Here is a 14,074-nt window from a genome sequence, read left to right as displayed (position 1 = left end):
CTAATGAGCCTCTATTTCATGCTTTAAGCGGTTGATGGTTGTATTGATCTCGCTAAGATGAACCTGAATCGCTGCGGTTTTTTGTTGTTCTGCACGGACAAAGCGTGTATAGGGGGCAATGGCGTCCTCTATACGGCTGGTCGAGTTATACAATTCTTTCTGAAATTGATCATTCATCGTGGCTGTCAGGCGTCCCTGAAGCTCTTCCATCTTCTCATTAAACGCTTTTCTTGCTCGCTTGCGCTGTAAGGGAATAATGCCGTAACCAATCAGCAGGAAGCCAATCCCTGCAATGATGCCTGTGACATCGGCGGCTAGCGTGCCCATAAATGCGACAATCAGTGCGCCTAATCCGACGCCACCGGCTCCAGTGATCACTGCGGATGCGACTGTGTTGCGCATATCCAGCGAAAGTTGTGTGGCCTCCGCTTCGTGATCGTAGGTGTTGACGACTCCTGTGACGGTGTGAGAGACCGATTGAAGCAGTACACGGCGATTATAGTCAAATTGCTTACTGACCGTTCCAAGCATTTTTTCATCGCGTCGTAAGCTGACCTCGCGACGGCGGTCGATGTATTCCATGACATTTTGCCAGAAGTGATGCTCTTGTTCGACCATCCAATCGATCATCTCTTGAACGGACTGCTCAATTTGCGCGGCACTGTTGCCAAGCACTTCATGCTCAAATTCCTGGCGAATATGCTCTTTCTGTACCAGATCTAAGATATGGCGTAGACGAATCGTGTCTTCAAAGAAGTCGTCGCCACGCTTTCGCATCTCAAGGACAATATTGACAATGGCGGTGAGGCGATGCTTGAAGTTCCGTTGCATATCTTCCCCGTAGAACTTGAATTGCTCATCGATCGTTGCTACGGTGCGAGCATCCTCGGCCAGCAGCTTGGCGCGAGCTTCGACGGAATCGCTGGTCTGGCTCAAGAGACGTTGCATCACTCCCAAGGGGCTAAGCAGTTTCAGGCGGATACGCTCTTCCGCATCGAGTGTCTCAAAAAGATATTCTTCTAATTTTCCAAAGCGGCTCTGTTCCCATTGCCCAACGGCTTGATGCCCTACCGCTATACGTGCCTGCTGCGCCTGTTGTGCTGATACGGGGAAAAGATCTGGCTGAAATCCTAGTAGCTGCTGACAATTATCGCGAATGAAACGCGTGATCTTATCAAGCTCTTCCGGCGTACGTAGTAGATCTATCTTGTTCAGGATAATCACGACTTTTTTGCCCCAGGCACGGATGCGCTCTAAGAAGCTTTTCTCGCTTTGCGTGAAGGGACGATCTACCGATGTCACAAACAGGATCAGGTCGCTGCGCGGCACAAATTCTTCGGTGAGGCGTTGATGTTCGAGTAGCACTGCGTTGACGCCGGGAGTATCGACAATACTGATATCGCGTAGGAATTCGGCTGGATAATCTAATTCTACGATGTCTTGCTCTTTCATCTGCTGGGATTCTTTGTCCCCATAGCGCACAATAGTGACTTGATGGGTGGTGGGAATGACTCCCTCTTCCAGGACTTCACTGTGCAAGAGCGCGTTGATACAGGCAGACTTTCCTGCATTGAACTCTCCAACGATTACCAGGAGAAACAAATCATCCAGCGTTGCCGTGACCTGGCGTAGGGTCTTTTCATATGGTTCGCCACCTTCGAAATTTTCCAGGCAGTTTGCCAACTCAACTGCAATCACTTTTTCCTGTTGTAGCAGTACACGCTGTCGTTCTTGTAAGATTGCTTTTACCATAGAAAATTGCTCCTCTGCAAGGTCGTTCTTTCGAATTATGGGAAGCCGTATAATGACATCTCCTTGCAAGGGAAGTCAGCCGGCACAATGGCAGCGTTTTTACAACTGAAACTGCTGCCTATGATGAGATACGTCTGTTCTACTTATTATACGTTAGTCAGCTGATTGAGAGAACAGATCTTCAGGGAGAGTTTGAGGTACAATCACTTTTAGTCCCCTGGGAATAACCCGCAGGAAGGTAGGTCGTTCACCGCCATAGGTATGTCCCATTGGTTCACCATCAACCTGGATTGCAACTGGTTGACGCGTATAGAGTTTTATCGTGTCACTGGTCTCATAACGCACCCACTGCTTCCGCTGATGACGTCGTAGCAAGAAATCTATGAGTACTGCTCCCCGCTTTAACATGCTCTGTTTGCGAATAATACAGATATCCAGGAGCCCATCATCGCACTTGGCTTGCCAGGTGTATTTAAGCGCTCCGCCGTATAATTGTGTATTGCCGACAATGATCTGGATTGCATTGACCTTCATCGTTTGCTTTCCTAGATCCAGTATGGTGCGAAAAGCAGGATAGCGTGCTCCCCACCAGGCGGCTAGCAGCAGGTAACCGAAGACACCCAGACGTTTGACTGGTCGCTTCTCGACTGCATATGTGACTTCTCCATCGATCCCAATCCCGACCATCAGTAGGAAGAAGCGCTCGTTAATTTTTCCTAAGTCAACATGGCGTGTTTGACCATGGAGAAGGACGTTACTGGCACCGTTGAGATCCAGGGGAATGCCTACTTCCCGTGCCCAAACGTTGACGGTCCCGCTTGGCAAGACTCCAAGAGCTGTTTCGCTTCCTGCAAGCTCCTGAATTATTTCATGGATCGTACCATCTCCTCCGATGGCCACCACAACATCTATGTGTTGCTCGACTGCTTCGTGTGCCAGACGACGAGCGTCGCCACTGGCGTGCGTGAGCTTTAATTCGACTTGCCAACCATGCTCTTGTAAAGTAGAGCAGATGTGATCAATCTGGCGGGCATGAAAGATATAGCTGCCAGAGGTAGGATTGGAAATCAAAATAGCTTTTGTGCTGTGCTTTTGGCTAGAGATATCAGGTTCTTGTTCTATTTCTTGCATCTTGAGCCTCTTTGAACCTTTTTTATTATTTACGCAATACTCTTGCCCAATGTATTCGCGTTTGTTACTTTAATCAAGAGACAGTACAATCCTTCTCTGTCAAACAGGTAAAGAAGGTCAGGTATTGTTCTTCACCTAAATGCGATACACGTGTTGTATGGGTTGCTAATCCTTTTACGTTTTACCTGTGAATCTAGTTGTAGCTATGTATGCGTAGCCATGGTCGCTATTTTAATCAACGCGTGGTACACGTGCCAAAAGTTCTGAAACGACTTCGTAATTGATGGTACCCAGTCGTTCGGCAATATGTTCAGCTGTGAGGGTCGCTGCTCCTTGCCGGCCGATCAGGACGACTTCATCGCCCATACGTGCCTGAGGTATGTGTGTGACATCGACCATACATTGATCCATACAGACGCGTCCCAGAAGAGGCGCTTCTTGTCCGTGTATCAGGACACTCCCCCAATTTTGTGGGCTGCGTCTAAATCCATCTGCATACCCTACAGGCAGGACGGCGATACGCGTGGGGCGTTCTGTGATATAAGTGCTTCCATAGCTGATACCTTCGCCGCTTGGGATCCATTTGACCTGCGAGATCTGTGTTTTGAATGAAAGAGCAGCTCGGAAACCTTCAGGTATGCGTACATATGGAGACGGCTCGAGTCCATAGATCACTATCCCAGGACGTACCATGTCGAAACGAGCTTCAGGTAAAGTGAGCGTAGCGGCGCTATTAGAGGCATGGACAATGCGTGGTCGTAAGCCTTCTTGATCTAATCTCTGGAGCACTCTCTGGAAGCGTTCAAGTTGTAGCAGCACATGACTACGATCTTCTGCGTCGGCTTTTGCAAAGTGGGTGTAGATACCCTCAAAAATGAGTTCAGGCATGGCCTTGATTTCAAGGATCAGTTCAAGGATCTTATCGATTTCTTCGTGTCGGATACCAAGTCGTCCCATACCTGTATCTACTTTGACGTGGACTTTGACTATTTTGTTGAGCGCAAGTGCGGTATGTCGTAGTGCTTGCGCTTCCTCTTTTGAATAGATGGTGATGCTTACCCCTAGTCGGATGGCTTCCCGCATTTGCCAGCGTGGTACATAGCCGAAGACCAGTATCGGCGCTTCGATATGCGCTTCTCGTAGTGGTAGAGCTTCGCTCACCGTAGCCACTCCAAGCATAGATGCTCCATTTTGGAGCACCGTACGCGCTACTTTCACTGCTCCATGGCCATAGGCATCGGCTTTGAGTGCGACCAGGACCTGTGTCTGGGGGCCAACGAGCGATTTGATGTGACGCGTATTATTTCCGATGGCGTTGAGATCTATTTCAACCCAGGTTGGACGCTCAGCATGCATAAAGAACGTTTTTTTCCAGCCGGGCGTTTGGCGAACTAGTTTTTCTGGTGCCTCCCAAGGTGCTGCCATGAGCATTTCCGTAACGCGCTCCATACGCGTCTCTTCGGACCCTTTAATCAGAATGACATCACGTATCTGTGGCTTGCTCTCAGCTGTCTGTGCTGCTCTTGAGGAATCTAGCTCCAGAATGCGCCTGGCTGCCTGTGCTGCGTCCTCGTGTGTCGATGTTTTGACAATATGGGTGGAGTTCATGCCAGCCAGCTGTGCCTCATCTGCTAGTAGGGCGGCCCATTCACCACGTGTGATAAGGTAATCGGCATACCGGGCAACTTGTTGGCCCATTTGCCTATGTGCTTCTTTTTCAAAGGCTCCCAGATAAAGCATGTCGCCCAGGATTGCGATCCGACGACCATGGGGAGGGGTCAAGCTGTTAAGCGTTTGTAAGCCTGCTAAGACGGATGCAGGAGTGGCATTATGTGTGTCATCTAAGATCATGGCTTGTTGGATGCCTGGTAACGGATTGAGCCGTCCTGGCAATGGTTGTAACGTGGTCATTGCCTGTTCCAGTAGCGGACTGGCGATACCAAGGGTGCGTCCAATCTGATAGGCTGCCAGCATGGTATCTGTATGATGTGCTCCAAGTAGATGGGAGTGCAACTGGATTGTATCTGGAGCTGTCGGTTGATGGATGGTGGTGTGTATACCGTCCCAATTGAGCTGTTGAGATATTTCTACTGCGTCTGTAAGGGAGCCTGTGAGAAATGGATGGCAATTAACCGGGGAGCTTTGCTTTGCATGATATTGTTCTAGCTGCGCGCGAATAATTGGATCATTTTGTTGATAGAAGAAGTGTCCTCCCTCCGGCAGGCTCGTTAAGAGTGTGCCTAGCTCTGAGGACAGATGCTCCATCGAATTGAAGTAATGCAACTGGACCGGGCTGATGTTGGTGAGCACTCCTATCTGTGGACGTAGCATGCGACACAGGGCTGTAATTTCACCTGGATGATCACAACCGAGCTCAAGTACCGCATATTGATGGTGCTCTTCCAATCGTCCCAGCGAGAGCGCGAGACCTAATATATTGTTGTAGTTTTGCCAGCTACGAAATGTGTTAAATTGATGGGCAAGGACAGAGGCAATCGCTTCTTTGGTACTGGTCTTACCAACGCTGCCGGTGACTGCAATCACTGTTGGGTGCCAGATCTCTAAGATTTTACTGGCATAGTGTTGTAAAGCTAAACGCGTATTCTCAACGACCACTATTGTGACATCGTCACTGGAGATCTGTGCCAATGCCTGTGCTGAGAGGTGAGCCAGTGTTTTTTCCTCAATCAGCAGGCCTGTAGCTCCTTTACGTATGGCATCCAGTAAGAAGTCGTGACCGTTACCTCGCTCGCCGCTTACCGCAACAAACATCTCATGGGGAACGATCTGGCGCGAGTCATGGCTAAATGCACTGAAATGGGTATGTTTGCTCTGATGGTGCAAGATTCCTTGTGTCGCTGTTAATAAGTGGTCGAGATAAATCATGGAACTCCTCTTTGTGTATCCAGCTACGCAGCGTGAGGCACAATATCAGCTTTTTGGGGCTACGTATAGCCAACTCTGTTGCTGTTTGTAGCAAGAAGAGTATGAATATTGGTCGTATAAATGATATCGTCTATCTTTAACGTTGCGTGGTGCGCACATATTGCATATTGCCCACTTGCTTCACGATACCGTCTAGCTCCAGGATTGTCAATGTCGAAGTGACTGTATTGGCTGCTAGCTGCGACTCACGCGTTAATGCATCTATGTGCTGAGGCTCACGAGTGAGCAGCGTGAGAAGTATGCTCTCCGCTTCCGTTTGTGGCTCACGTGGAGGGACTTCTTCCTCTTGTGGTACGACATGGATGTTGAGATGCTCAAGGATGTCACTGACATTTGTGACTGGATGTGCTCCGTCCTGAAGGAGCTTGTTAACGCCTGCTCCGCTGTTTGAGAAGATGTTGTTTGGCACGGCATATACTTCGCGTCCCTGCGTCAGAGCTGAATTGGCGGTAATGATTGAGCCGCTCTTTTTTGGAGCCTCGGTGACAAGGATGCCTAGCGATAAACCAGAAATGATATGATTGCGAGCCGGGAAATTCCCAGGTTCTGGCCTGATGCCCAATGGAAATGCTGTGATCAGTACGCCTTGTCCGGAGTCAACGATGCGCCTGGCCAGATGATAGTTGGCTGGTGGATAGATGGTATCTAGCCCGCAGGCTATCACCGCAATTGTGCGGCCGCCATTATCAATTGCAGTTGTATGTGCTACTGTATCGATGCCTAAGGCCAGGCCACTGACGATTGTGATCTTTCCTTTGACGAGTTCTTTGGTGAGATGTTCTGTGACCTGACGACCATAAGCGCTCATTTTGCGTGTGCCAACGATGCCGATAGTATAGCGTAGATCATCCTGGGCAAGTTTGCCACAGATGTACAAGACCGGTGGGGCATATTCAATTTTGCGGAGGAGGGGCGGATAGTTGGCATCTTTCCAGGTGATGACCTCTATGCGGAGTTTTTCCAGCCGTTTTAGCTCATGAGGAGGATCGATGGCGGCCCGTTGCTGGAAAAAGCTATTGATTGTTCTTTGATCCAACCCGGCGGCAATTAGATCTTTGGCGCTGGCCTGCCACGCACTGGCAACATCTTCTTGAAAGAAATCCAACAACAATTGAAAGCGCACTGGTCCAATGCCCATCACGCGGCTGAAGGCGATCCAGTAGGCGAGCTCTTCCAGAGATAGGACCTCGGATGGATAATAACGGGCGAATGTTTCACTCTCTTCCACTTGTCGCTGCTGCTTGCCCATCATGCTTCTACTCCTCTGCTGAATGTCCGATAAAGCTTTCAGTAATTTGCATATTTCTCTGCTTAAATTATATAGAATCAGCATATTCTTATATAATCTTACAGGAGTATATAGTACATATGGGTGTACAATATTGTGTAACTTTTAGTGAATAAGCATTCAGGATATTTATTTGACCTTTCTTCTGTATTCCTGTATACTCTGGTTTACCTATGGGAATGGACTGGCAAAGGTGTGAGTAAAGCTTTTTGTCTTCTCTTGTGCCCTTGTGACGGATGCAAACTGGTTTGTGATGTGGATGGGAGGAAGTCGTTTATTATGAGTGACTATTGGGAATGGGAACCACAACTAAAAAACAGTCGAGCGCATCTGAAAAGTCGCTTGCCACATCAGACGGGTGGGCTTTTAAAGAATTATAGAGATCAACAACTCCAGGCGGCACGCGCTTTGCACACTTCTGATACAAAAGAGACTGCTGTGTTGACGTTGCCATCGATTGAAGCTCCTTTGCCATTATATCCAACCTCCGATGTAGCTCCAGCTCTCATAGAGGATAGCTTAGCAATATCTTCTTCCGGATATGATACGCGCCAGCAGGCCCAATTTTTGCGACCTCATAAGCTGTTAACTCATACTATGGATATGATGCGCCGATGGTCAGGGAAAGTCGCTATCGTAGCTGGCTATCAGGTGCACCCCCCCGCTCCTTTTATGGAGCATCCTCCAGTGCATCCTCGCAGGTTAGCGACTGAATCAGAATCTCCTCAGGAGCCGAAAAGCGTTCCCTGGCGACGATCGCGCATCTTGCGGACAAGTATGTGCATGAAACAACGTCGTGAGCGCTGGCAAGGGCAGCCTCAACAGGTTTGGGGGAGTATCATTATGAGTGTCATTGTGCTATGTGCACTTGCTCTCTCCGCTAGTTTTGCCTATTGCTATGGCTACTATGAGCGGCAGATGCCACGGATGACTGAGCTGGCGAATGCACATATTGCTCAAAACACCCGTATTTATGATCGCAATAACGTTTTACTTTTTGAAGCCTATGATCAGAATTCAAAACGCGGAGGCCGTCGTGTGGTCGTGCGGTATGCGGATATTCCTAAGGTGATGCAAGATGCCATGATTGCGATTGAGGATAAAACTTTTTGGATGAATGCTGGCATTGAGCCGGTAGCAATATTACGTGCGGCTGCCAGACAATATGGGGGTGGCAGCACATTGACGCAGCAGGTGATAAAAAATCTTTCGAATAATCATGAGTATGCCTTGAATCGTAAGTTGACCGAGGCAGCAATGGCGATTGGCCTGACGCAACAGTATTCTAAGAGCAAAATTCTAGAGATGTATTTTAATGTGGCACCTTTTAGTGCGCAGACGTACGGGGTTGAAGTGGCAGTGGAAGATTACTTTGATCTGCGGCCCGATTGTCAGACGAATCAACGCTGTGTACCAGGAATTGCCAGGCTCAATTACAATCAGCATACCAGACGAAACGATCCTCTACTGGGATTAGCGCGGGCTTCTCTCCTGGCGGGCCTGCCGAATCAACCAGGCTTTGATGATCCTACACTGGGGAGCGATGCGAAACAGCGTGCTATTATGCGTCAGGGACTGGTCCTTCATCAGATGATGGAGCAAGAGATCGTAGTTGATGGTGTGGGAAAGATTACTCCTATCATCATCAAGCAGGCACAATATTTGATGGAGCAGACTCCTTTTCACGCATATACACGTTATAAGCGAGCTCCTCATTTTGTCGATTGGATTGTCAATCAAGTATCTGCGACATTGGGGGCTGGCGACTCTATGGTGGGCTATGATCTCTTCCAAAAAGCTGGCCTGAATATTCGTACGACGATTGATGTAAACCTGGAGGAGTATGTAGAGCGCACGGTTGATCGTCATATCAATCAACCTGAGTACCAGAAGGTGAGTGGATATTATGCCACTTTACGTATAGATAAGAACTTACATACTGCGGCTGTCATTGTCATGGATGCAAAAAATGGCGAGATTTTGGCGATGGATGGCAGTGCCGATTATAATTCTGACGATCCTCGTGTGGGTGGGCAATTTAATGCGGCGGTCAATGCTCGACCTCCTGGTTCGACATTTAAACCTATCGAGTATGCTACCGCGTTTCAGATGGGATGGTCGCCGGATTTGATGCTCCTCGATAATCGAACCTATTTCCCCAATCACGCACCTCCAGGAACCGCTCTTCCTACCAATGATGATCAAATCGCCGCTCGTCATACAATTGTCTATGCCCCTTATGATTATGGTCATACCTACACCCAGAGGCTGATGACTTTGCGGACTGCCATTGCTAATTCTTATAATATTCCAGCGATTAAAGCAATGCAATTTGCTGGTGCCAATGAAGTGTTACATACCGCCCATCGTTTGGGGATTACTACTCAAACGAATACTGGTCTGGCCTGGGCTCTTGGCTCAAAGGATGTTCCTCTTTTACAGATGGTCAATGCCTATCAGACGTTTGCGAACGAAGGCGAGCGTGTTGCGCCACAGAGTATTTTAGATATTTGGGATAATTATGGGCATAATCTTTATCATTATGATGAAATGAGTATGCTCTCCGGGCGTGTGTTTTCTCCTCAGATAGCATCTATGATGACCTCTGTGCTCTCTGATGAGCCCTCACGCGCTCCCGAATTTGGGAGCGATCATGATCTCTCCTTTGCTGATATGGACCCTTCATGTGCTTATTCGCGTTTGCTTTGCAGTCATCAGGTAGCGGCAAAGACAGGCACGACGGACGATTTTAGAGACAACTGGACGATTGGCTATACACCGGATGCTGTGGTGGGGGTCTGGGTTGGCAATGCCGATAATGAGAAGATGAATAAAGTTATCGGTATTACTGGCGCTGGACCTATCTGGCATAGCGTGATGGAGCGCGTCGTTGGACGTTGTAATGAGAATCCTATGCAGACCAACGCCTTTGTCGTTGCGGATCAGATTCCATGTGGACCAGATTATCATTTTCGCTTTTCTCAACACCCTACATGGATGTTTCGCATGCCTGATGGATCTCAGCAGATAGATACAGATCCTCCACGTGTTGAGTTGGATCAAAAATATCGCGCTACGGATTGGGTCGGGACGCCGCGTACGGGGCCATAAAAGTGAAGTGATATTTTTTCGCTTGGACTCTTTCCTCAGTACATCTTTTTGGATAGGTTATGCTGTCCCAGAGCAAGCAGACTATTAAGTATCCAGGTAAAGCCAGATGTTTTTTCATGCCATTCGGGTAGTAATAGTTAGGAATAAACGGTATTTCTTGCCTCGTGTTGTGAAATCGTGTTATTGTGTGTTGGGCGATTTGGGCGATTTGGGCGATTTATTCAAATCACTTTTTCTATTCAAATCATATTTGCGATGCTCAATATATGAAGCTTTATGGCTATCAGGCTTGTGGGATTAGGGATGCTGGCAGAGGCTACCTATTATGTATTATGAGGATAATGTATGAGCGACGATATAAATCCAAAATTTGACGATCGGAACGATCCAAATGTTGTGAATATTCCGTCTTCCAAGATTGGGAGGCCGTTGAAAAAATATAAATCGCAACGATTACGAGAAGATAATGCGCGGATGTCCCCTGGAGCAGATCTTGGCATCGCTTCACCAAATGCGCGGAGTCTGCAAGAGCCCTTACCCACGGATAAGAGCCAGCCAGCATCTTCATCTCCCTCTTCGGCCAGAGAGCGGCAGCAGATCAGCTTTGAAGGGGAACAACAAGCTTTTGATATGCCTCCTGTGTCGAAAAATAGATCTCAGGCAGCCTTTGAAGCGCCTCCAGCCGCGAGAGAGGCTCAACAGGCAGCTTTTGAGGCGCCGACACAAACTGTCGAAACTCCTCCAATAAAGCGAGAGGCTCAACAGGCAGCTTTTGAAGCGCCGACGCAAACTGTCGAAACTCCTCCAATAAAGCGAGAGGCTCAACCAGCAGCCTTTGAAGCAAAATTGCCGACCGCTTCGGTTAATCCAGCAGGAAAGCCACCGACCAAGCTATCCGCTTATCTTTCCTGGGGATCAGGTAATCAGGCAGAGAGTCAGAATAACCTTGTCTCTAACGCGGTGAATATGGTGCGTCGCTGGTCCAGCCACATGGCAGTTGTAACCGGCCATATGGCCGCTGTGACCGGCCATACGGTGCTACCCGTCGCGCCCCCTATGGAGCGTCAACCTCAACCTCAAACATCGGCGTCGGCCTCGGATAGTGCGGCCCGCGAGGAGCGTAAACGGAAACTCTCAGGAGCGAAGTTGGTACACATGCGTATTCGTCATCGCCGTGTACGCAGCAAAAGTGGTCCTGGCCGTGGGCTAATGATTGCTCTTTCAGTGGTCCTGGCAATCTTTGTACTGACCTCCTTTGGGACTACCGCGTATGGCTATGGATATTATGCGCAGCAGCAACCCACTGTCGATGCCTATGCGAATAAAAAAATAAATCAGGATACACGCATTTATGATCGCAATGGTGTGTTGCTCTATGATGCCTATGATAATCAGTCATCACCTTATAGTGGACGTCGGGTCGCAATAAGTTATGACGAAATTCCTAAGATCATGCAGGATGCCATGATCTCTATTGAAGATAAATCTTTCTGGACGAATACGGGTGTTGATCCCCTGGCAATTATCCGTGCGGGAACGAACGATTATGGTGGTGGAAGTACGTTGACGCAGCAGGTGATCAAAAACTTGACGCACGATACGGATCATACCTATGCCCGTAAGTTAGCCGAAGCAGCCATGGCTCTTGGATTGACGCAAAAATATCCCAAGTCGAAGATTCTGGAAATGTATTTCAATCTCGCCCCCTTTGGTGCGCAAACCTACGGCGTCGAGGTGGCAGCTGAGGATTACTTTGGCCTGAAAGCAGATTGCAGTGTTCCCGATAAAAAATGTATTCCAGCGATCTCTTTGCTTGATTACAACACGACTACGAAGCAGCACGATCCCATTCTGGGATTGGCTCGTGCGACGTTTCTGGCTGCTCAGCCTAACTCACCGAGCCTGACCGATCCAGCTTTTAACCCGAATAATAAAGCCAGAGCGTTGGCTCGTCAGAAGTTGGTACTGGAAGCTATGATCACGCAAAATATGACTCTGAATGGGAAGCCTATTACCGCTGCGATGGCGAAACAAGCTGAGAATTTGATGGCGAAGCAAACCTTCAAGTCGTATGTACGTATCCAACGTGCTCCCAACTTTGTTGACTATGTGATTCAACAGGTTGTCGCGTCCATGGGTGGCAACTATCTGGCTTTCGAGACAGCCGGCTTGAATATTCGTACCACGATCGATATCAATCTGGTTGATTATATTCAGAACTCGATCAACCGTCATATCTATCAACCTGAAGTGCAAAAAGTTACAGGTATCTATGCAACGCTTAGCCAGGATAATAACGTTCATAATGCAGCTGTCGTGGTTGAGGACTCTAAAACAGGTGAAATCCTGGCGATGAATGGGAGTGCAAATTTCGATTCGACCGATCCTGAGGTCCAGGGACAGTTTAATGCCGCTGTGGGAGCGCGGCCTCCCGGCTCTACCTTTAAGCCATTTGACTATGCAACGGCTTTCGAGATGGGATGGAATCCCGCCATTGTACTGTATGACAATCAGACCTTCTTTCCTAATAGTGCTGCGGCAGGTACCAGTACACTGGGCGATACTGATACTCTGACAGCCAATGGCCTTTACGTTCCATCTGATTATGGGGCGACATATCATAATAGTCCCTATACTATTCGTGTGGCGACTGCTGGCTCACTGAATATCCCGGCGATTAAAGCGATGCAGTTTACTGGTGGCGATGCTGTATTGGGAACGGTACAGCGTCTGGGGATCACAACACAGTCAAATACTGGCCTGGCCTGGGCGATTGGGTCCGCATCGGTCTCGCCTTTGCAGATGGTCGGTGCCTATCAGACCTTTGCAGATGGCGGTCTGCACCTCCAGCAACAGACTGTCCTCGATATCTGGGACAATTATGGCAATTCCATGTATCACTACAATATAGAGAAGCCTATCGGTGGACGTGTCTTTTCTCAGCAAGTCTCGTACTTGATGACTTCTATCCTTGTTGATGAGCCTGATCGCGCCTTCGAGTTCTCTAACGATCATGATCTCTCTTTTGCTGATATCGATGATACTTGCGCGACTACGATCGTGTGTAGCCATCAGGTAGCGGCAAAAACTGGTACGACCGATGGTTTTAGAGATAACTGGGCGATTGGATATACTCCCGATATTACGGTGGGCGTCTGGGTAGGCAATGCAGATAATTCTCAGATGACGAATGTAATCGGTATTACTGGTGCTGCACCCATCTGGCATAGTGTGATTGAGCGCACGCTGGGATATTGCAACAATAATCGTCAGGGCAATGAGTGGGTCTACAATGATGGAGTTACCTGTGGACCGGATTATAATTTCCGTTTTTCAAAACATCCACAATGGACATTTCCGATACCCTCAGGCGTGAGCCAGTCTTCCCTGTCTTCATTGAATGGCTTGCCAGGCAGTGGGGCGATGGATTGGGTAATCGATGATATTAATAATGGGTAATGCTTAAAGTGAAAATGAGAGCCATCCTCGCTTGAAAATGCTGGATGGCTCTCATTTTGAGAATTGTAAGTTTACAAGCGAGTCCAGTGGTAGCAATAGAGGTGTGTCATCTATCCCCAAAATAGGTGATTGTGTTAGTGTGTATCATCAGGTTCGTCAAGGTATATATCGCTTGGAAGGTCTTTTTACACCATGGTGTAGGGAGCGACCAGACGATGGGGTAAATGTGTGAAGGGAAGTGGCTTCGTAATATACAGACTAACGTCCTCCGAATTGTGCCCGGACACGTCGTTCTTTGATAGAAGAATGCCGATTTATCCGCTTTCTCTATAGATAAATAGGGTAAAGAGTGAGGATGGTTATTATATTGTGTAGTGTGTGGATTGC

Annotated in this window: 6 protein-coding genes; 2 read left to right on the top strand and 4 right to left on the bottom strand. The window is 48.3% G+C overall.

Annotated features, from left to right (window positions below):
• The 4 genes from AC27N8_RS19020 to dprA form a co-directional block, all read right to left on the bottom strand.
• On the bottom strand, positions 1 to 1,752 hold the full coding sequence (locus tag AC27N8_RS19020) for a dynamin family protein (RefSeq protein WP_487068969.1): 1,752 nt from the start codon (positions 1,750 to 1,752) through the stop codon (positions 1 to 3).
• Between the two features lie 153 nt (positions 1,753 to 1,905).
• On the bottom strand, positions 1,906 to 2,883 hold the full coding sequence (locus AC27N8_RS19015) for a diacylglycerol/lipid kinase family protein (RefSeq protein ID WP_487068968.1): 978 nt from the start codon (positions 2,881 to 2,883) through the stop codon (positions 1,906 to 1,908).
• Positions 2,884 to 3,114: 231 nt separating this feature from the next.
• Positions 3,115 to 5,769, bottom strand: a complete 2,655-nt coding sequence (gene alr / locus AC27N8_RS19010; protein WP_487068967.1) for an alanine racemase — start codon at positions 5,767 to 5,769, stop codon at positions 3,115 to 3,117.
• A 136-nt stretch (positions 5,770 to 5,905) separates the two neighbouring features.
• Complete coding sequence (gene dprA / locus AC27N8_RS19005; RefSeq protein WP_487068966.1) at positions 5,906 to 7,081, bottom strand: DNA-processing protein DprA; 1,176 nt, start codon at positions 7,079 to 7,081, stop codon at positions 5,906 to 5,908.
• Positions 7,082 to 7,396: 315 nt separating this feature from the next.
• Here dprA and AC27N8_RS19000 point away from each other — a divergent pair, with 315 nt between their 5' ends.
• Complete coding sequence (locus AC27N8_RS19000; RefSeq protein WP_487068965.1) at positions 7,397 to 10,228, top strand: transglycosylase domain-containing protein; 2,832 nt, start codon at positions 7,397 to 7,399, stop codon at positions 10,226 to 10,228.
• Positions 10,229 to 10,573: 345 nt separating this feature from the next.
• Positions 10,574 to 13,687, top strand: a complete 3,114-nt coding sequence (locus AC27N8_RS18995) for a transglycosylase domain-containing protein (protein ID WP_487068964.1) — start codon at positions 10,574 to 10,576, stop codon at positions 13,685 to 13,687.
• The last annotated feature ends 387 nt before the right edge of the window (positions 13,688 to 14,074 follow it).

The organism is Dictyobacter sp. Z7_2, assembly GCF_057551105.1.
This window is presented reverse-complemented; position numbering and strand designations above follow the sequence as displayed.